The 18,700-nt window shown below is 71.0% G+C and carries 19 protein-coding genes; 7 read left to right on the forward strand and 12 right to left on the reverse strand.

From position 1 onward, the window contains the following. Positions 1-48 precede the first annotated feature (48 nt). Positions 49-738, reverse strand: coding sequence for a permease prefix domain 1-containing protein (locus ABD817_RS16210; RefSeq protein WP_344918744.1), 690 nt, complete (start codon positions 736-738; stop codon positions 49-51). Positions 739-904: 166 nt separating this feature from the next. Between ABD817_RS16210 and ABD817_RS16215 the strand changes: the two genes are divergently transcribed. Further along, positions 905-1,741: an alpha/beta fold hydrolase gene (locus ABD817_RS16215; protein ID WP_344918745.1), complete on the forward strand. Its 837-nt coding sequence runs from the start codon at positions 905-907 to the stop codon at positions 1,739-1,741. A gap of 135 nt (positions 1,742-1,876) precedes the next feature. Here ABD817_RS16215 and ABD817_RS16220 read toward each other — a convergent pair whose 3' ends face one another. Further along, positions 1,877-2,938 carry a pentapeptide repeat-containing protein gene (locus ABD817_RS16220; RefSeq protein ID WP_344918746.1) on the reverse strand — a complete coding sequence of 354 codons (1,062 nt, stop codon included), beginning with the start codon at positions 2,936-2,938 and terminating at the stop codon, positions 1,877-1,879. A 163-nt stretch (positions 2,939-3,101) separates the two neighbouring features. Further along, positions 3,102-3,443 (reverse strand): VOC family protein, encoded by a 342-nt coding sequence (locus ABD817_RS16225; RefSeq protein ID WP_344918747.1) that lies wholly within the window; start codon positions 3,441-3,443, stop codon positions 3,102-3,104. Between the two features lie 220 nt (positions 3,444-3,663). Here ABD817_RS16225 and trxA point away from each other — a divergent pair, with 220 nt between their 5' ends. Then, positions 3,664-4,035, forward strand: a complete 372-nt coding sequence (trxA, locus tag ABD817_RS16230; RefSeq protein ID WP_344918748.1) for a thioredoxin — start codon at positions 3,664-3,666, stop codon at positions 4,033-4,035. A 95-nt stretch (positions 4,036-4,130) separates the two neighbouring features. On the opposite strand, the gene ABD817_RS16235 is transcribed toward trxA, so the two are convergent. Both ABD817_RS16235 and ABD817_RS16240 read right to left on the reverse strand, forming a co-directional pair. Further along, entirely contained in the window at positions 4,131-5,462 is a 1,332-nt protein-coding gene (locus tag ABD817_RS16235) for a class II 3-deoxy-7-phosphoheptulonate synthase (RefSeq protein ID WP_344918749.1), read from the reverse strand. Between the two features lie 65 nt (positions 5,463-5,527). Beyond that, a complete protein-coding gene (locus tag ABD817_RS16240; protein WP_344918750.1) occupies positions 5,528-6,745 on the reverse strand; it encodes an FAD-dependent oxidoreductase in 1,218 nt (405 codons plus the stop codon). A gap of 94 nt (positions 6,746-6,839) precedes the next feature. Between ABD817_RS16240 and sigK the strand changes: the two genes are divergently transcribed. Next, complete coding sequence (sigK, locus tag ABD817_RS16245; protein WP_344918751.1) at positions 6,840-7,430, forward strand: ECF RNA polymerase sigma factor SigK; 591 nt, start codon at positions 6,840-6,842, stop codon at positions 7,428-7,430. Then, entirely contained in the window at positions 7,427-8,293 is an 867-nt protein-coding gene (locus ABD817_RS16250; RefSeq protein WP_344918752.1) for an anti-sigma factor, read from the forward strand. Before sigK ends, ABD817_RS16250 begins: the two co-directional genes overlap by 4 nt. Positions 8,294-8,358: 65 nt before the next feature. Here the strand turns inward: ABD817_RS16250 and ABD817_RS16255 are convergent, their stop codons facing one another. Next, positions 8,359-8,919: a TetR/AcrR family transcriptional regulator gene (locus tag ABD817_RS16255; protein WP_344918754.1), complete on the reverse strand. Its 561-nt coding sequence runs from the start codon at positions 8,917-8,919 to the stop codon at positions 8,359-8,361. A gap of 225 nt (positions 8,920-9,144) precedes the next feature. Between ABD817_RS16255 and ABD817_RS16260 the strand changes: the two genes are divergently transcribed. After that, positions 9,145-10,281, forward strand: a complete 1,137-nt coding sequence (locus ABD817_RS16260) for an alpha/beta hydrolase (protein ID WP_344918755.1) — start codon at positions 9,145-9,147, stop codon at positions 10,279-10,281. After that, positions 10,281-11,504, forward strand: coding sequence for a cytochrome P450 (locus ABD817_RS16265; protein ID WP_344918756.1), 1,224 nt, complete (start codon positions 10,281-10,283; stop codon positions 11,502-11,504). Before ABD817_RS16260 ends, ABD817_RS16265 begins: the two co-directional genes overlap by 1 nt. Before the next feature lie 22 nt (positions 11,505-11,526). Here ABD817_RS16265 and ABD817_RS16270 read toward each other — a convergent pair whose 3' ends face one another. Then, positions 11,527-12,297 (reverse strand): SDR family NAD(P)-dependent oxidoreductase, encoded by a 771-nt coding sequence (locus ABD817_RS16270; RefSeq protein ID WP_344918757.1) that lies wholly within the window; start codon positions 12,295-12,297, stop codon positions 11,527-11,529. A gap of 110 nt (positions 12,298-12,407) precedes the next feature. Between ABD817_RS16270 and ABD817_RS16275 the strand changes: the two genes are divergently transcribed. Beyond that, complete coding sequence (locus tag ABD817_RS16275; protein ID WP_344918758.1) at positions 12,408-13,016, forward strand: TetR/AcrR family transcriptional regulator; 609 nt, start codon at positions 12,408-12,410, stop codon at positions 13,014-13,016. 157 nt (positions 13,017-13,173) lie between these two features. Here ABD817_RS16275 and ABD817_RS16280 read toward each other — a convergent pair whose 3' ends face one another. The 5 genes from ABD817_RS16280 to ABD817_RS16300 all read right to left on the reverse strand — a co-directional run bounded on the left by ABD817_RS16280 (position 13,174) and on the right by ABD817_RS16300 (position 18,659). After that, positions 13,174-14,163, reverse strand: coding sequence for a phosphotransferase family protein (locus ABD817_RS16280; RefSeq protein ID WP_344918759.1), 990 nt, complete (start codon positions 14,161-14,163; stop codon positions 13,174-13,176). 156 nt (positions 14,164-14,319) lie between these two features. Beyond that, positions 14,320-15,327, reverse strand: coding sequence for a LacI family DNA-binding transcriptional regulator (locus ABD817_RS16285; protein ID WP_344918760.1), 1,008 nt, complete (start codon positions 15,325-15,327; stop codon positions 14,320-14,322). A 34-nt stretch (positions 15,328-15,361) separates the two neighbouring features. Beyond that, the gene (locus ABD817_RS16290; RefSeq protein WP_344918761.1) at positions 15,362-16,786 is read right to left on the reverse strand and encodes a GH1 family beta-glucosidase; all 1,425 of its coding nucleotides are present in this window, start codon (positions 16,784-16,786) and stop codon (positions 15,362-15,364) included. After that, positions 16,783-17,589, reverse strand: a complete 807-nt coding sequence (locus ABD817_RS16295) for a carbohydrate ABC transporter permease (RefSeq protein WP_344918762.1) — start codon at positions 17,587-17,589, stop codon at positions 16,783-16,785. The genes ABD817_RS16290 and ABD817_RS16295 overlap by 4 nt, the downstream gene beginning before the upstream one ends. 92 nt (positions 17,590-17,681) lie before the next feature. Beyond that, positions 17,682-18,659, reverse strand: coding sequence for a carbohydrate ABC transporter permease (locus ABD817_RS16300; protein ID WP_344918763.1), 978 nt, complete (start codon positions 18,657-18,659; stop codon positions 17,682-17,684). Positions 18,660-18,700 lie beyond the last annotated feature (41 nt).

Consider the following 18,700-nt stretch of genomic DNA (forward strand, 5'->3'; position numbering starts at 1 on the left):
GTCCCGGACCCCCGGCGCCACGCGCGGGGGCTCAGGCGGTCACCGGCCTCAGGTGACCGCGGGGGCGGGCTCGCGCCGGGTGACCCTCAGGCAGTGGAAGGCCCCGTACAACTGCAGGAGCCAGACCGCGTAGCTCACCAGCGACGCGCCCATCCCCGGCGGGTAGCCGCTGAAGTCGGCCGACCCCCGCGAGCCGTACATCAGCGCCCCGCACAACACGAGCATGACCGGCAGCATGGCCCAGACGAACAGGGCGAGGGCCCGGGTGACGAGCCGGGGCCGCCTGATCCTGCGCAGGCCCCTGCGCAGCGCGAACAGCGTGAGCCCGCCGATCACCCCGATGAACATCTGGAGCATGTCCACACCGCGGGCGACCGGGACGAACCAGTCCGGCATGCTCTCGTACGTCGCCGGGGCGGAGGGAAAGATCTTCCAGATCACGCTCCACATGATCGCGGTGAGCGGCACGCTGACGAACAGCAACGCGGCCAGCCTCCGCCCCGCCGCGTTGGACAGCTCCTCCTGGTAGCCGGGCGCGATCTCGCGGATCGACCCGAACTCCTCGACGGCGGCCCGCTCGGCCTCCTCGCGCCTCAGGCCGCCGCCCTCCAGCGCCTCGGCGGTGTCGAGCAGGCTGTCGCGCGCCTCGGTGATCATGTCGAGCTTCGGTCGCCGAGGACCCCTGAGAGTACGGCTGAGGCCGGTCACGTAGTCCTCGATGACCCCGGTGCCTGCCATGTGCTCTCCAGTCGCCCGATTTCCATCCAGGGTATGCGTTTCCCATCCTGGTATCCCGTCCGGGACCGGCGCATCGGGGACCACCCTGAGAACACCCCGAGCCGACCTACGCCCACCTGCGAATACGCTCGAACCCAGCGACACCGGCGGGAGGGAAGGTTTTGTCGTGAGGATCAGGGACCTTGAGGTGCGGGAGGGCACCCTGGCCAACGGCCTGCCGTACTACGCCCTCGGCGACGGCACGCCGCTCGTCGTGCTGCGCTGGTTCACCCCCGCCCACACCAACCCGACCGGGGTGGCGCGCGGCGTGGAACTGCGGGTGCTGGCCCCACTGGCCCGCCACTTCCGGCTGTACGCCGTCGGCCGGGCTCCCGGCATGGTCCTCGGAACCACCATGGCCGACATCGCCGCCTGGCACGCCGAGGCCCTCCGCGCGGAGTTCGACGGCCCCGTCGACGTGATGGGCCTGTCGTCGGGAGGTTCGGTGGCGCTGCAGATGGCGGCCGACCACCCGGACGTGGTCCGCGCGCTGGTCGTCGCCGGGGCGGCCCACCGGCTCACACCGCGCGTCAGGCTCCTCCAGCGTCGCTACACCGAGGCGGTCGCCGCCGGGCGGCGCGGCCTGCAGCACCAGGCGGTCACGGCCGTCGCCTCACCCACCGGGCAGGCACTGGCCGGGGCGCTGCTGTGGCTGCTGGATCCGCTGGCGCGCCCCGACGACCCTCGCGACATGCTCGCCTTCGCCCGCGCGGAGGACGGGTTCGACCTGACCGGCCGCCTCGCCGACCTCGTCGCCCCCATCCTGGTCATCGGTGGCGAGAGGGACCTGGACTACCCGGTCGAGCTCTTCAGGGAGACCGCCGAGGGGGCCCGCGACGGCCGCCTGATCACCTATCCCGGTCTCGGCCACCTGGGGGCCTTCCGCAGCAGGCGGTTCGCCGGAGACGTCGCGGCCTTCCTGGCGGGAACCGGCCCGGGGGAGGCCCCCCGCCCGATCCCCTAGCCCCGGCTCTCCGCGCCGTCCCCCAGTCCTGCCAGTCCAGCCGGTCCAGCCCTCGGTTCTCCGTGCTGTCCTCCCGGCCCGGCCACGGGTTCGCGGGCCGGACCACCGTGGCCCGCGCGGTGCCGCGAAACGGTCTCACCCGTGGCCGGGGGCGCGCCACAGGGACCACCAGCGCGACCCCAGACGCGTCCCGCGCGGGACGACGGCGAGTGCGCAGCCGCTCATCCGCAGCCCCTCGGGGTGGCGGATGCCGGTGAAGAGGCAGGTGCTGAGGTCCAGGTCGGCGAGCTCCAGCTCCTCGGCGTCCACCTCGTGCAGCGAGGTCACCCGGGCGCCGTCCCGGCCCCGTACCGTGGCGGGGCCGTGCAGGGTCGCCCCCTCCAGGTCGGCCTCGGCGTCGTCGAGCCGGACGGTGAGCCGCCCGCCCACCTCCAGGCGCCGCAGGTCCACCGAGCACCCGCCCGTCGTCACGTCGAGACCCTTGCCCGCCCACGCCCCGGCGAGGGTCAGGTGGCGGCCGACCGAGATCGGGGCGAGGTAGCCGCCCGAGGAGAAACGCGCCCCGTCGAACCCGGCCAGCCCGCCGAAACTCGTCTTGCGGAAGGACACCGTACGGCGGAACCTGCACCCCCGCAGGGTCGCGTCGCCCGCGAAGCCGGTGCCGTCGAAGGTCACGAAGCCATGGAAGTCGGCGTTCTCGAACGACGCGGTCCGGTTGAAGAGGGCCCCTCCGAACAGGGCGTCACCGTCGATGGAGACCCGGTCGAAAGCGGCGTGCCCGGTGATGGCGACCCCGTGCAGGGACAGCCCCCGGTCGAACCTGGCCTCCCTGAACGAGGCGTTGCGCGCGAAACGGGCGTCGAAGAACGAGGCGAGGCGCCGGAAGTGCGCGTGGTCGAACGAGACGTCCCCGCCGAACGCGATGTCGCCGAACCGCACGCCCTCGGGAAAGGTCGCCCAGTCGAACCGGGCCCGGCCCAGGCGCCCTCGGGTGGCGGTGAGGATCCGTTCCAGCAGGTCCCTGCTGACGACGGTGGCCCGCAGGTCGACGGCGGAGCCGGGGGAGAGGCCGTGGACGACCTCGTCGAGCTCGGCGGTGTCCAGATGGGCCAGGCAGCGCCCGTACGGCTGCCGCGCGGATCCGGCGCACTCCGGGGAGGCGGCGCAGGTGACCCAACCCACGTCCAGAGTTCTCATATTCCAGTGATACCCGCAGACGGCGGGGCAAGCGACCTCCAGGTCAAGGAAAGCCATATCTGGCCAGGCTGGATATCGCCGTCTCCAGCCGACCAAATGGATCGGCTTCCCTCGGACCGACCCGCGCCGACCCGCGCCGACCCTGGTCGGTCACAGGGGTCGGTCACAGGGGGGCGCCGCCGAACCCGATCTCGTTCCCGTCGGGGTCCCGGTAGGTGGCCTTGCGCACGCCGTTGGCGTAGGTCTCCCGCTCCGCGGGGTCGAGTCCCCGCTCGGCGATCCGTGTGACGAGCGTGTCGAGGTCGTCGACGAAGATCGTGTGCATGGCGTGGCCGGCGTGCTCTGGCCGCCACTCGACGAACACGGACCGATGTTCCGCGAGTTCCCATACGGCCTCCGTGTCGCTCGCGACGAACGTCGGAGGGGAGCCCAGCAGTTGTTCGTACCACTTCAGGGCCGCCGCGTAGTCGGTGACCGGAATTCCCGCGTACAGATCGAGTGCCATGCCGTGATCATACAAATCCGGCTGATTCCGCGACCAGCGGCGGAGCCGTCCGCGCCGTCGCGTGCGCCCGGACCGGACACCGGCGTACGACCCCGTGAGCCCCAGCCGTCCCACCTCGTTCAACGGGGTTCCGTGCCCGGTGGGATGGCGGGATGGAATGCGCGGGGAGGGGAAGTGGTTATGCCAGCCATACAGACGTGAACGACAGGAGGAGCCACCGGTGGCCACCATCGAGGTAACCGAGAAGAACTTCAACGACATCGCCGACGAGGGGATCGTCCTGCTGGACTTCTGGGCGGCCTGGTGCGGACCGTGCCGCACCTTCGGACCGATTTTCGAGAAGTCCTCGGAGAAGCACGCCGACATCAAGTTCGGCAAGATCGACACCGAGGCCGAGCAGGCGCTCGCGCAGGGGTTCGAGATCACGTCGATTCCGACGATCATGGCGATCCGTGATGGCATCGTCGTCTTCGCCCAGCCGGGCGCGCTGCCCGAGCCCGCCCTTGAGGATCTCATCGGTCAGGTTCGCGCACTCGACATGGAGGCGATCCGCGCCGAGCTCGCCAACGAGCTGGGCGTCCAGAAGGGCTGATGCCCGGATCGCGAAAGCCCCGTGTCGCCGGAGAGGGAGACCGATGACGCGGGGCTTTTCGCATGATCACAGGCCCGGGGGGCCGGTTCGTGAGGTCAGACCGAGCGGTAGAGCTCGGCCACCCGGAAGGCCAGGTCAAGCGACTGGCCACGGTTGAGGCGCGGGTCGCAGGCCGTCTCGTAGCGTCTGGCCAGGTCGTCCTCGACGATCTCGGCGCCGCCGCCCACGCACTCGGTGACGTCGTCGCCGGTGAACTCGATGTGCACGCCGCCCGGGTGGGTGCCGAGCGCGCGGTGCACCTCGAAGAAGCCCGCCACCTCGTTCAGGACGTCGTCCAGACGGCGGGTCTTGTGGCCGCTGGGTGCCTCGAAGGTGTTGCCGTGCATGGGGTCGCAGATCCACGCCACCTGGGCGCCGCTCGCGGTCACCTTCTCCACCAGCTCGGGGAGGTGCTCGCGGATCTTCGACGCGCCCATCCGGGTGATGAAGGTCAGGCGCCCGGCCTCGTTGTCCGGGTTGAGCTTCTCGATCAGTGCGAGGGCGTCCTCGGCGCTGGTCGTCGGGCCGAGCTTGACGCCGATCGGGTTGCGGATGCTGGCGAAGAACTCCACGTGGGCGCCGTCGAGCTGGCGGGTGCGCTCGCCGATCCAGACCATGTGCGCCGAGACGTCGTACGGGTGGCCGGTCCGCGAGTCGATCCGGGTGAGCGCCCGGTCGTAGTCGAGGATCAGCGCCTCGTGCGAGGAGTAGAACTCGACGGTGTGGAACTCCTCGGGCTCCGCCCCGCAGGCGCGCATGAAGGCGAGCGCCTGGTCGATCTCGCGGGCGAGCTGCTCGTAGCGCTTGCCGGCCGGGGACTCGATCACGAAGTCCTGGTTCCAGGCGTGCACCTGGCGCAGGTCGGCGTAGCCGCCCTTGGTGAAGGCGCGGACCAGGTTGAGCGTCACGGCCGAGGAGTGGTACGCCCGCAGCAGCCGCCACGGGTCGGGGACGCGGGACTCGGGGGTGAAGTCGAAGCCGTTGACCATGTCGCCCCGGTAGGCGGGCAGCTCGACGCCGTCGCGGATCTCGGAGTTCTTCGAGCGCGGCTTGGCGAACTGCCCGGCCATCCGGCCGATCTTCACCACGGGGACCTTCGCCGCGTAGGTCAGCACGATGGCCATCTGGAGCAGTGTCTTGAGCTTGTTGCGCACGTCGTCGGCGGTGGCGCCGCCGAAGGTCTCGGCGCAGTCTCCGCCCTGGAGGACGAAGGCCTCGCCCCGCGTCACCGCCGCGAGGTCGGCCTTGAGGTTGTCGCACTCGCCCGCGAAGACGAGGGGCGGGAGACCTTTCAGCTCGGTGACGACCTTGTCCAGCTCGCCGCGGTCGGGCCACTCGGGCTGCTGCGCCGCAGGCAGCCGCCGCCAGGAATCGAGGTTGATGCTCACGACATACCAGGCTATTGCAACCGGCTCTTCGAACAGACCCGATTGTCCACGTAGTGAGAAGGTCTTTATACCTGGTGAGATTCTACCGGGCTGGAGACATGTTCCGGAAGCACACCCATGCCGATGAAACGCCTGGCCAGGAAGCCGATCAGCGGGAGGCGGGAGATGTCGCGCGGCAGCCGCACCGCCTGGGAGCGCTCGGTTAGCGCCGGCCGGATCAACCGGTTCTGGACGGCACGCTGGGCGAGCTGGGTGATCACGGTGGGCGGGGTGCGCCGCCGCTGGACCCGCGCGAGCAGTGATTCGGGAATCTCGGCCCCGGAGGCGAGCGGCCCGGCGATCAGGTTCGCGGCGGCGACCGCGTCCTGTACGGCCAGGTTGATGCCGACGCCGAAGACCGGCGACATGGCGTGCGCGGCGTCGCCGATGATCAGCAGGCCGGGGCGGTGCCAGCGGCGCAGCCGGTTGAGCGCGACCGACAGCACGCTGACCGCCCCGAAGTCCCGCAGTAGCCCGGCCTTGTCCTTGAGGAAGGGCAAAAGCTCGGCGACCGGTTCGCGGAGCGCCTCGATTCCCTGCGAGCGCAGGGCCTCGAAGCCGCCCTTGGGGATCAGGTAGGCGAGCTGCCAGTAGGTCTCGCGGTTGATCGACACCATCATGTGGCCGTTGGACACCCGCAGGAACGTCATGCCGGGATCGGCGGGCTCGCGCGGCAGCCGGAACCAGACCACGTCCATGGGGGCGCTGTGCTCCACGGGGACCAGCCCGGCGGCCCGGCGTACGTCGGAGTGGCGGCCGTCGGCGGCCACGGTGAGCGTCGCGCGCAGCTCGTGCTCGCCCGAGGGGTCCCGGTAGCGCACCCCGCGCACCGCGTCGCCCTCGCGGATCACCCCGTGCACCTCGGCATCCATGACGAGGTGGAAGCTGGGGTACCGCTTGGCGGCGTTGGTCAGCAGGTCGAGGAACTCCCACTGCGGCACAAAGGCAATGTACTGATATTTGCCTTTAAGTCCCTTCAGGTTGGCGACCGGCACCGTGGCGTCGTCGGTGTGGATCTCCATCCCGTACGCCTTGCGGTGCGGGAGCCGGTGGAACTCCTCGGCCAGGCCCAGCTCGTCGAGGATCTGGAGGGTCGAGGGATGGATGGTGTCGCCCCTGAAGTCCCGTAGGAAGTCGCCGTGCTTCTCCAGGAGCGTCACCTCGACGCCGGCCCTGGCCAGCAGCAGTGCGAGCATCACCCCCGCCGGGCCGCCCCCGACGATCACGCATGTGTTGCGTCTCATAATTCATCACCTAATGAAATTCTGGCACAGGATCCGCCGGAAGAAAACAGGTTTCGCGGCAATCCACTCCCAGTCCAGTGTCGAATTGCGGAGTGTGAGGACAGAACGCGACCCCGGGGAAACGCCGGATCCCGACGGTCCCCCCGGCCTGGAGGACCTGCTGGCCCAGGTCGCCCTCGGGCAGGAGCCGGCCTTCGAGCGGCTCTACGATCTGCTGGCCGGTCCGATCTTCGGCCTCGCGCGGCGGGTCGTGCGTGACCGCGCGCAGGCCGAGGAGGTGGCGCAGGAGGTCCTGGTGGAGGTCTGGCGTACCGCCTCCCGGTACGACCGGACCCGTGGCAGCGCCCTGGCGTGGGTGATGACGATGGCCCACCGCCGCTCCGTCGACCGGGTACGTTCCGCCCAGGCCTCCACCGACAGGGAGGAACGGGTCTCCCGGATGTCCGGGGAGATCCCCTACGACCAGGTATCCGAGACGGTGACCACCCGGCTGGAGGGAGAGCGGGTGCGCCGCTGCCTCGGTGGCCTGACGGACCTGCAGAAACAGGCCGTCACCCTGGCCTACTACGGCGGCTACAGCTACCCGGAGGTGGCCGGGCTGCTCAGGGTGCCGCTGGGTACGATCAAGACGAGGATGCGCGACGGCCTGGTGCGGCTCCGCGACTGCATGGGGGTGGAAAAGTGAACGACGACCTCCACACCCTCTCCGGCGCGTACGCGCTGCACGCGCTGCCCGAACAGGACGTGGCGCTCTTCGAGGCGCACATGTCCCGGTGCGAGGCCTGCGCGGTCGAGGTGCGCGGCCTGTCCGAGACCGCGGCCCGGCTCGCCCTGGGCGCGGCCGAGCCTCCCCCCTCGGCGATGAGGGCCCGGGTCATGACGCGGATCGCCGAGGTGCGGCAGGAACCGCCGATCCTGGAGCGCCGGACCGCGCCGCCCGAGTGGTCCGAACGGTCCGAGGACTCCGAGGACTCCGAGTCGCCCGACCAGGCCGAGCGGTCTGAGCGGCCCGAGCGGTCCGGGCGCTCTGAGCGGCCCGGGAGGTCCAGGCGATCCGGGCGGGACGACGTGGTGCCGCTGCGCCCGGGTTCCCGGTGGCGCGGGCGGGTCCTGACCGGCCTGGCCGCGGTGGCGACCGCGGCGGCGGTGGTCCTCGGCGTCGCCGCGGTCAACGCGGCCAGGGAGCGCGACGAGCTCCGGCAGATCGTCGCCGTGATCGCGGCCCCTGACGCGCGGACCGTGAGGCAGCGCGTCTCCTCCGGGGGCACCGGCGTCGTCGTGATGGCGCCCTCCCAGGGCAGGATGCTCTTCACCGCCAGCGGCCTGCCGCCGCTGCCCGGCTCCCGGGTCTACGAGCTGTGGCTGATGGGCGGCGAAGGCGTCCGCCCGGCGGGGCTGCTGGAACGGACCGCCGACGGCGGTGTCGTCCCGATCCTGGCCACCCCTTTGCGCGGTGACGAGCAGGTCGGCCTGACCGTCGAGCCCGCCGGGGGCTCCGACCGGCCCACCACGACCCCCATCATGATCGCCGACTTTCCCGCGACCTGACCGGCCCGGCCGACCTGACCGACCTGGCCGGCAGTCCGCGGCTTCGGGGGCGCCCCTCTCGTTTCTCATTCCCCGGTCAGCTGGCTCACCGCCCGGACCAGGAGCCGCCGGAAGTCCTCGGGGGACCTGCCGGGGTAGGCGGCCTCTCCGGATCCGGGGCCGGCCATCGAGGAGAGCCTGAGGATCATGAGCAGGAGCTCCTCGGGCGCGTAGCGGGTGCTCACGGCCCCGGCGTCCTGCGCGTCGCGGATCGCCTCCAGCTTCGCGCCCACCGATCGCAGGCCCGCCGGGGTCGGCCCCGCCCGAGGGTCGCGTTCGAGCTGGAACCACAGCGTCAGTCTGGCGAACTCGGGATGGCGCCGGTGGTGGTCGAACAGCGACCCGGCGTATCCGGGCAGGTCGAGCGGGTCCATCGGGACGCTCTCGACCGTGTGCGTCACCATCGCGTCGTAGACGGCGTCGTAGAGCCCCTCCTTGTTGGTGAAGTAGGCGTAGATCAGCTGTTTGTTGCACCCGGCGGCGGCGGCGATGCGGGCGACGCGGGCGCCGGCGATGCCGTGGGCGGCGAACTCCGCCGTACCGGCCTCCAGTATTCGCCTGCGCGTGTCCTCTGAGTTGCGAGACATGATGCGCGCCAGCTTATCCAACCGTTTGGTTGACGGGGGGTCGGGGCCGCCCTATGGTGAAGTAACCAACCGGTTGGATACATGCGCGGCGCCGGTTCTGGCGCGTGGATCACCGGCACCGGTTCCGGCGTGCGGGCCCCCGCTGGAGGCGGGCCGACGGGTGCGGCTCCTGTCGAACATTCATCTCAAAAAACGACATATGGGCATAAGAAAGGACACACCGCTATGACGAAGGTTTACGTACCGGCCGAGCCGGAAACAGTCGCGGGGCGGTCACGGCGCACCGGGTGGCGCGGCCGGCGGTGGAGGATCGGCGTCGCCGTCGCGCTGCCGCTGTCACTCGTGGCGTACGGGACGTCGGTCTACGGTTTCCAGCCACTGCGCCTGGAAGACGCCCAGCGCGCGGCCATGAGCAAGGAGGGTGGTGAGTACGTCGCCTCCCGGGAGACGTTGGTCGTGCCGGATCTCGTCACGGGGATGATCACCGGCAGGCAGGCCGTACTCGACGGGCAGAGACGGTTCGCCGAGGCCGAGAGGCCGGTCGAGGACGGGATCATCCGGCGCTACGGGCTCCGCCTGGAGAACACGACGATCGCCGGTGTGCCGGTGACGATCGTGACCCCGCCCGCCGTCCGGCCGGGAAACGAGGACGCCATAGCGATCAACATCCACGGCGGGGGGTTCGTGTACGGCTCGGCGCGCGATCGCGTGGGGCTCCTCATGGCCCATGACCTCGGCATCAAGGTCTACTCGATCGACTACACCCTCTCTCCCCAGGCGGCCTACCCGGTCGCGATCAACGAAAGTCTCCGGGTCTACCGAGACCTCGTCGGACGGTTCGACCCGCGAAGGATCGTCGGCTTCAGCAGTTCCTCGGGCGGGAACCTCATGCTGGCCACGCTGCTCCAGGCGGAGAGACAGGGACTCCCCATGATCGCCGGGCTGGGACTCTTCACCCCCGCCACCGATATCAGCGGGGCCGGAGACAGCGGGGTCTTCAACGACGGCCGGGACGGTCTCGCGAAGAACATGGCGATGAGCATCGCCAGGCGCCACTACGCCCCGGGAATGGACTTCCGCGCACCGGGCCTGTCGCCCCTCTACGCCGGATACTCCGCCGGGTTCCCGCCGACCACCCTGGTCAGCGGTACGCGGGACCTCTTCCTCAGCAACGCGGTCCGCCAGTACTGGAAGCTCGACAGCGCCGGGGTGGACGCCGAGCTCCTGGTCTCCGAAGGACTGGGGCACGGCTTCCACTGGGAGCCCGACCTGCCGGAGGCCGTCCAGGTCCGCCGGGCCGTGTCCGATTTCCTCGCCGAGCGGCTCGGCGAGGAGCCCTCGAAGCGACCTGGGAGGTCATGATGACGGACGAGACCGCGGACGTCCGCGCGGAGGTGTTCCCGATGGCGCGGACGTGCCCGTTCGCCCCACCGGAGGAATACCGGACGATCAGGACGGAGCAGCCGGTCGCGCGGGTGCGCATGCCGGGTGACAGGTGGGCCTGGGTGATCACCCGGCACGAGGACGTGAGCGCGATGCTCGTCGATCCGAGGTTCAGCTCGGACCGGCGCGACCCGAGGTTCCCGGCGCAGGTGCTCGGCAGCCGGCCGGGCGAGGACGACAGGAGGATCGCCAAGTCGCTCATCACGATGGACGGGCCCGAGCACGCCCGGGTGCGCCGCGCGGTGCTCGGCGAGTTCTCCCCGCGCCGGATGGAGGCACTGCGGCCACGGATCCAGCGGATCGTCGACGAGCGGATCGACGCCGTCCTGGCCGGTCCGCGTCCGGTGGACCTCGTGCGGGAACTGTCACTGCCGGTGCCCTCGACGGTGATCTGCGAACTTCTCGGGGTCCCCTCCTCCGACGACGGGTTCTTCCAGGAACAGTCCGCCAGGATGCTCGACCGGTCCACCCCGGGACCCGAGCGGATCGCCGCGCTCATGGCCCTGGAGGCGTATCTGGACGATCTGGTCACCGCCAAGGAGCGGAACCCCACGGAGGAGGACCTGCTGGGCAGGCAGATCCTCCGGGGGCGGGCGGCGGGCGACTACCGGCACGGGGAACTGGCGGAGCTGGCGTACCTGCTGCTTCTCGCGGGGTACGAGACCACGGCGAACATGATCTCGCTGGGCGTCGTGGCCCTGCTGGAGAACCCGGGCCAGCTCGAACGGATCAGGGCCGACCCGGCGAGGACCCCGGCCGCGGTGGAGGAGTTGCTGCGCTACTTCACCATCGCCGAGTTCACCGCGGTGCGGCTGGCGATCGCGGATGTGGAGATCGGCGGCGTCTCCATCGGGGCGGGCGAAGGCGTACTGGGGCTGACCTACTCGGCCAACCGGGATCCGGACGTCTTCGAGAACCCCGACGACCTGGACGTCGAGCGTGGCGCGCGGCGTCATCTCGCGTTCGGGCTCGGGCCGCACCAGTGCCTCGGGCAGAGCCTCGCGAGAATCGAGTTGCAGGTCGTCCTCGACACGCTGTTCCGGCGGATCCCCGATCTCGGGCTCGCCGTGCCGGTCGCCGACCTGCCGTTCAAGGACAACGTGTCGGTCTACGGCCTGCACGCCCTGCCGGTCACCTGGTAGCCGGTCGCCGCCCCGGTGGCCCCTACGCGGCGATGACGGCCACGCCGACGCGGCCGCCGTCGACGTCGATCACCGTGCCGTGCACGAAGGCCGCCTCGTCACTGGCGAGGTACACGGCGGCGTGCGCGACGGCGTCGGGGGTGCCGGTGCCCCCGGCGGGGGTGCCCCTCATCATGACCTCCGCCGGATGCGTCCCGGTCTGGCCCGGCTCCGGCGCGTAGATCACTCCGGGGGAGATCGCGTTGACGCGTACGCCGGCGGGGCCGAACTCCGCCGCCCACGCCCTGGTCAGGGTCTCCATCGCGCCCTTGGTCGAGCTGTAGAGGGTGCCGACGGGGATGCCCAGGCGGGCGACCCAGGAGCCGAGGTTGATGATCGCTCCGCCGCCGCGCCCGGCCATCGCCGGGGCGATCGCGGCGGTGAGGAAGTAGGGCGCCTTCACGTTCACGGCGTAGACCTCGTCGAAGGTCGCCTCGTCGGTGTCGGCGGTCGTCCAGCCGGGGAAGATACCGGCGTTGTTGACCAGGATGTCGACGCGGCCGCCCAGCACGCGGTCCGCCTCGGCGGCCAGGTCGCGGGAGGCCCGGAGCGAGCCGTCCAGGCGCGCGGCGACGAAGTCGCCCCGGCCTCCCGCCGCGCGGATCCGCGCGACGACCTCCTCGCCGCGCCCCGCGTCGCGGCCGGTGACGACCACGTGCGCCCCCTCGGCGGCGAACGCGGTGGCGACGGCGCGCCCGATGTTGCTCGTGGCGCCGGTGACGAGCGCCGTCCTGCCGTCAAGTCTTCTGCTCACGGGGGTACTCCTGTCTCTCACGGTGGTCCGTTGACGACCTGTTTTGGACTGCTGGGTCCATACCGTAGCAGCAGATTGGACTGTGCAGTCCAGAGGGTTATGCTGGGGACATGTCGACCACGGCGAAGTTCACCGTCAAAGGGGCGCTCACCCGCGCCCGCATCGTCGAGGCCGCCGCCGATCTGGTCCTGGCCCGCGGGGTCGGTGGCACGACCCTGGACGACATCCGTGCCGGGACGGCGACCAGCAAGAGCCAGCTCTTCCACTACTTCCCGGACGGAAAGCGCGAGCTGGTCGCGGCGATCGCGTCGTTCCAGGCCGAGCGGGTGCTCCAGGCGCAGCGGCCCTTCCTGGACACGCTCGACACCTGGGAGGCATGGGAGGGCTGGCGCGACGCCGTCATCGCGCACTACGAGTCGCAGCCGCACTGGGGCTGCCCGATCGGGACGATGGCGAGCGAGCTCATCGGCAGTGATCCCGAGCGCGCGGCCGAGGTGGCCGCGCACATGGACCGCTGGTGCGGATACCTGCGGGCGGGACTCACGCGCATGCGCGCGACCGGCCTGCTGCGCCCCGGCGCCGACCCCGGGGAACTGGCTTTGGCGATCTTCGCGTCGCTTCAGGGAGGGCTGCTGCTCACCCAGACGATGCGGTCGATCAAGCCGCTGCGCGCCGCGCTGGACGCGGCCCTGACGGCGCTGCGGGCCGAGGCGGCCTGAGCCCGGCCCCCTCCGATGACGCGATCATCGTCGCCCTCGTCCCGCCCTCGCCTCGCGGTCGCTCGCCAGGCATGCCGGTCCCGGCGCGGCCCTCGTCCGGCGCCTCGCCGGAGGGCCGCGTTCCCCGGTGCCGGTACGTTGGCGGATCGGCCCGGGTCTACGGCCTCGCCGAGAGCACGCCGAGGGTTTTGAGCACGGTGGCGACGGAGCGGTCGCGGAGGGGGGCGTACTCCTTCTCCGGATACCGGCGGGGGCCGTTCTCGACCAGGATGATCAGGGCGAGGTAGAGGCGGTAGAGGGCCATCCGGGTGCGGGCGGAGCCGGTGAACTCCACGACGCCGCCCGCGTCGCGGTATCCGGCGACGATCGGGTCGGACTCCTCCAGCTCACCGGAGATCGTCGGGGTGACGAAGTCGGCCAGCGGGTCGCCCCAGAAGGCCCGCTCGTGGTCGATGATCGCCTGGACGCGCGGCGTCTCGTCGCGGGTCAGGAAGACGTTGCCCGGCCACACGTCGAAGTGGACCAGGCAGGGGGTCACGACCTCGTCCAGCGCGTCCGCGCCCGCCTCGATCGCCGCCGCGATCTCGGGCACCGGCCTGGGCAGCGGCGTGGCGTAGCGGCCCGCGTCGGCCAGGATCGCCCCGGTCATCGCCAGGAACGCCTCCCGCCAGGTGCCGCCGGTCAGGCCCGCGTACGGGTAGCCGTAGACGTCACCGGTGATCGCGTTCAGCCGGGCCAGGTGACCGCCGAGCTCCCCGCGCAGGGCCCGCCGGTCCGCCTCCGCCGGTCTCGCCCGGTTCCACGGCACCCCGTCGAGAGCGGACAGGACCAGGTAGTCGCCGCCCAGCACCGGATCGTCGAACCCGGCGCGCACCAGCTCGGGAACCGGCACCCCCGCGGGGCCCGCCAGGCCGTAGACCATGGCCTCGGTACGCAGCAGGTCGCGCTCGTAGCGCAGCTGCTCCAGCTCGGGCGGCGGCGACAGCTTCAGGACCACCTCGCGCCCGTCCAGCAGGGCCAGCCGCCACACGGCGTTGGCGAAGCCGTCGGTGAGCTCGGTGGCGGAGGAGACGCCGACGCCCAGGGCCCGCCGCGCCAGCGCGTCGAGTTCGGCGGGCGCGAGCGGGCGTTTCGTCCTACTCTCCACGCCCCACCTCGACACGCCCCGCCCCGACGCCGTACGCGGCCCTCAGGGTTCCGGTCGTCGTGGTGTGCGCGGTGGTGCCGCAGTGGGGGAGGGGCCGCGGGGACATGGGGGCCTTTCTGCGGGGGTTCTTCCGAAGGCCGGGACGCGGGCGGCGGGTCAGGCGGAGGCGCGCTCGATCAGGTGGGTGTCCAGTATCACCACCGGCTGCTCCAGATGCTCGCCGTTGATGCGGGCGACGAGCAGGTGGGCCATCTGCCGGCCCATCGACTCGGTGGGCTGGTGCACGCTGGTCAGGGCGGGGGAGGAGTGCGCCCCGGCGGGGGAGTCGTCGAAGCCGATTACCGCGACGTCACCGGGGATCGACCTGCCCTCCTCGCGCAGCACCCGCATCGCGCCCAGCGCCATCGGGTCGGAGGCGGTGAAGACGGCGTCCAGGTCCCGGTTCTCGGCGAGGAGCTTGCGCATCGCCGCCATGCCGCTCTCCTCGCTGAAGTCGCCGTACGCCACGATCTCGCCCACGCCGGTCGCGAGCAGCGCGTCGCGGTAGCCCGCGAGCCGGTCGACGCCCACCCCCATGTCCTGGGGGCCCGCGATGGTGGCGATCCGGCGGCGGCCCCTGCCCAGCAGGTATTTGACCGCCTGCCTGGCCCCGGCCCGGTTGTCGACGTCGACGTAGCTGTAGGGGGTGAGGCCGACGGGGCGGCCGCCGATGACGGTCGGCACGCCCATCGCCTCCAGCCGCCCCGGCAGCGGGTCGGCGCCGTGCAGGGAGATCAGCAGCACCCCGTCGACGTGCTGCCCGGTCAGGTAGTGCTCCAGCCGCTCGTGCTCCTGCTCCGACTGCGCCATCGCGAGGATGAGCTGCAGGCCGGTCTCGGACAGGGCCGAGCCGATGCCGCGGATGGTCCCGGCGAAGTACGGCTCGTCGAAGACCCTCAGCTCCGACTCCGAGACGACCAGCGCCACGGTGTCGGTGCGCCGGGTGACCAGCGCGCGGGCCGCCCGGTTGGGCACGTAGCCCAGCTCCTGGATCGCCCGCAGTACGGCGTTGCGAGCCTTCTCGCTCACCTTCGGCGAGCCGTTGATGACCCGCGACACCGTGCCCCGGCCGACACCGGCCAGGGCCGCGACCGCCTCAAGCGTCGGACGACGGTCGCCGTTCATGTGTGTACGCCCCCAGTGGTGAATTTCCCGGCCCCTATTCTGCCGGACCGCCCAGGCCTCCACGCCTGATGGTCCCGGCATACCAGAGAGCGCTCTCTTTGGGAACTCTGACCTGGGTCTCGTAGTCGACGTGCACCAGCCCGAACCGCTTGCCGTACCCCCACGCCCACTCGAAGTTGTCCATCAGCGACCAGGCGAAGTACCCCTCCAGCGGGATCCCGGCCTCGATCGCGGCGTGGCAGACACGCAGGTGGGCGTCGAGGTAGTCCACCCGGTCGCGGTCGTGGACGACGCCGTCGGGGCCCACGACGTCGTCGAAGGCCGCGCCGTTCTCGGAGATGACCAGCGGGACGCGCGGGTACTCGGCGGCGAGCCGGCGCAGGACCTCCAGCAGGCCCGAGTGGTCGATCTCCCAGCCCATCGCCGTCACGGGCCGCCCGCCCCCGACGAACGACACGTGCTCGCTGCCGACCCAGGGCGACCCGGTGTCGGTGGGCGCCGCCGCGGCCGACGCGGCGCCGCCGGGGGTGCCCGAGACGGTGAAGCGGCTGTAGTAGTTGATCAGCAGCTTGTCCAGCGGCGCCGAGATGAGCTCCATGTCCCCGTCGTGGACGAGCCCCGCGGGCCGGCCGAGGTCCTCCAGGACGTCGTCCGGGTACTCGCCCTTGAGCAGGGCGTCCAGGAAGAAGCGGTTCTGCAGCCCGTCGATGCGGCGGGCGGCGTCCTGGTCGGCCTCGGAGGAGGTGTGGGGCGAGACGGCGTACAGGTTGACGCAGCCGCCGAGGACGGTCTCCGGCCGCTGGGCCCGGATCGCCTGGGCGGCCAGGCCGTGCGCGAGCAGGAGGTGGTGGGCGGCGTACACGGCCCTGCCGGGCTCGCGCCGCCCGGGGGCGTGCTCACCCGAGGCGTACCCGAGGAACGCCGAGCACCAGGGCTCGTTGACCGTGCTCCAGTTGGCGACCCGGTCGCCCAGCGCGTCGTGCACGGCCGCCGCGTAGTCGGCGAAGCGCTTCGACGTGTCCCGTGACGGCCAGCCGCCCGCGTCCTCCAGGGGCTGGGGCAGGTCCCAGTGGTAGAGCGTCACCCACGGGTCGACGCCCCGGGAGAGGAGCTCGTCGACCAGGCGGCTGTAGAAGTCGATGCCCCCGGGGTTGACGGCACCGCGCCCCTCGGGCTGGACGCGGGGCCAGGAGATGGAGAACCGGTACGCGCCGAGGCCGAGTTCGGCCATCATCCGCACGTCGTCCCGGTAGCGGTTGTAGTGGTCGATGGCGACGTCGGCGTGCTCGCCGTTCACCACCCGTCCCGGCTGCTTGACGAAGGTGTCCCAGATGGAGCGGCCTCTGCCGTCCTCCGAGACCGCGCCCTCGATCTGGTAGGCGGAGGTGGCCGCGCCCCAGACGAAGTTCGCCGGGAACACCAGATCCGGGCTCTGAATCCGCGTCTCTTGCGTGGTCACGCCTTGACCGCACCTTCCATGAGTCCGCCGACGATCTGGCGGCCGAACATGATGAAAACGATGAACAGCGGCAGGACCGACGCCGCGGTGCCGGTGAACAGCATCACGTAGTCGGTTCCGTGCGCCTGGTTGAGCGCGGCGATCGACGTCTGCACCACCGGGTTGTCCGGGTTCAGCACGATCAACGGCCACATGAACTCGTTCCAGGTCTGCATGAAGACCAGGAGGGCGAGCACCGCCATCCCCGGCCGGAGCGCCGGGAGGATGACGCTCGTGTAGATGCGCATGGTGGAGGCGCCGTCGACGCGGGCCGCCTCGACCAGCTCGTCCGGCACCGCCTGGGTGGCGTACTGGGTCATCATGAAGACCCCGAAGCCGTTGACCAGGAAGGGCAGGATCACCGCCTTCAGCTGGCCGGTCCAGCCGAGGGTGACCATGAGCTCGTACAGCGGCACGACGCCCATCTGCTGGAGCGGGACCATCATCGTCAGCAGGATCAGGCCCAGCAGGATCTTGCTGCCCCGGAAGCGCAGCTTGGCGAAGGCGAAGCCGGCCAGGGTGGAGATCAGCACGACCGAGACGGTCACGGTGACCGAGACGATGGCCGAGTTCACCAGGCCGGTCACGAAGTAGGCGTCCTCGGTGGACAGCAGCCGCGCGACGTTCTCCCCGAGGTGGCCGCCGGGGAGCAGCGGCGGGGGTACGTCGATGGCCTCCTCGTTGGTCCGGGTGGCCATGATGAACATGTAGTAGATGGGGAACGCCGACAGCACGAGGGCGAGGGCCAGCACGACCTTCGTCATCGGGCCCGCGTCCCAGATGCGGTTCCGCGCGGCCGACGGGCCCGAAGGCCGTTCGGAACGCCGCGCGGGAGACCGCCGGAGCTGGGTGGCCGTCACGTGGAACCCCCGATACGGCGGGTGAAGGAGTAGTTGACGAGCGTCCCGACGAGGATCAGCGCGAACAGCAGCCACGCCGCGGCCGCGGCGTAGCCGAAGTCGAAGTCGCGGAACGCCTCCTTGACGATGAACATCGCCACGGTCTGGTACTGGCCGGTGGAGCCGCCGCTCATCGTCGGGTTGCCGTCGAACATGACCGGCTCGGTGAACAGCGTCAGGCCGCCGATGGTGGAGATGAACACCGTGAAGACGATCGTCGGGCGGAGCATCGGGATGGTGATCCGCCAGAACTGCCGCCTGGGCGAGGCGCCGTCGATGGCGGCGGCCTCGTAGAGGTCCTTGGGGATGGTCTGCATCGCGGCGAGCAGGATGATCGCGTTGTAGCCGGTCCAGCGCCAGTCGATCATCGTGGAGATCGCGATCCACGAGGACCACTTCTCGTTCTGCCAGTTGATCGCGTCGACCCCGAAGAGGCCCAGGAACCAGTTGATCATGCCGTAGTCGCGCCCGTACAGCTGGGTGAAGACCACCGCGACGGCGACGACGGAGGTGATCAGCGGCAGCAGCACGCCGAGGCGGAAGAAGAGCCGTCCCCGGATGCGTTTGTTGAGCGCGTTGGCCAGCAGGAGGGCGAGGACGAGCTGCGGGATCGTCGACATGACGAACATACCGAGGGTGTTGACCACCGCGTTCCAGAAGGTCTCGTCGGTGATCAGCTCGATGTAGTTGTCGAGGCCGACGAGGGTCTTGTCCCCGGCGAGCTCCCACTCGTGCAGCGAGACCCAGAGGGTGTAGCCGAGCGGGAAGACACCGAAGATCGCGAAAAGCAGGAAGTACGGGGAGACGAGGAAGTAGGGGGTCGCCCGGAGGTCGAACCGGGCCCACCCGCTGCTCCGCTCCGGTCCGCGGCGCCCCGCCGGCCGGCGGGGGCCGGGCCGGGGCGGGGCGGCCGGGGAGTCGACGTGCACTGTCATCGGTTTGCGCCTTTCAGCGGGGCCAGGCGACCGGCCCGGCC

It is taken from the genome of Streptosporangium oxazolinicum (assembly GCF_039537505.1).
In the GTDB taxonomy this organism is placed as follows: domain Bacteria; phylum Actinomycetota; class Actinomycetes; order Streptosporangiales; family Streptosporangiaceae; genus Streptosporangium; species Streptosporangium oxazolinicum.

Coding starts and splice junctions, on each gene's coding strand:
- ABD817_RS16220 (WP_344918746.1), bottom strand. CDS start 2,938: ATGAGAACTCTGGACGTGGGTTGGGTCACCTGCGCCGCCTCCCCGGAG.
- ABD817_RS16240 (WP_344918750.1), bottom strand. CDS start 6,745: ATGAGACGCAACACATGCGTGATCGTCGGGGGCGGCCCGGCGGGGGTG.
- ABD817_RS16210 (WP_344918744.1), bottom strand. CDS start 738: ATGGCAGGCACCGGGGTCATCGAGGACTACGTGACCGGCCTCAGCCGT.
- ABD817_RS16255 (WP_344918754.1), bottom strand. CDS start 8,919: ATGTCTCGCAACTCAGAGGACACGCGCAGGCGAATACTGGAGGCCGGT.
- ABD817_RS16285 (WP_344918760.1), bottom strand. CDS start 15,327: ATGAACGGCGACCGTCGTCCGACGCTTGAGGCGGTCGCGGCCCTGGCC.
- ABD817_RS16265 (WP_344918756.1), top strand. CDS start 10,281: ATGACGGACGAGACCGCGGACGTCCGCGCGGAGGTGTTCCCGATGGCG.
- ABD817_RS16300 (WP_344918763.1), bottom strand. CDS start 18,659: ATGACAGTGCACGTCGACTCCCCGGCCGCCCCGCCCCGGCCCGGCCCC.
- ABD817_RS16260 (WP_344918755.1), top strand. CDS start 9,145: ATGACGAAGGTTTACGTACCGGCCGAGCCGGAAACAGTCGCGGGGCGG.
- ABD817_RS16295 (WP_344918762.1), bottom strand. CDS start 17,589: ATGACGAAGGTCGTGCTGGCCCTCGCCCTCGTGCTGTCGGCGTTCCCC.
- ABD817_RS16275 (WP_344918758.1), top strand. CDS start 12,408: ATGTCGACCACGGCGAAGTTCACCGTCAAAGGGGCGCTCACCCGCGCC.
- ABD817_RS16225 (WP_344918747.1), bottom strand. CDS start 3,443: ATGGCACTCGATCTGTACGCGGGAATTCCGGTCACCGACTACGCGGCG.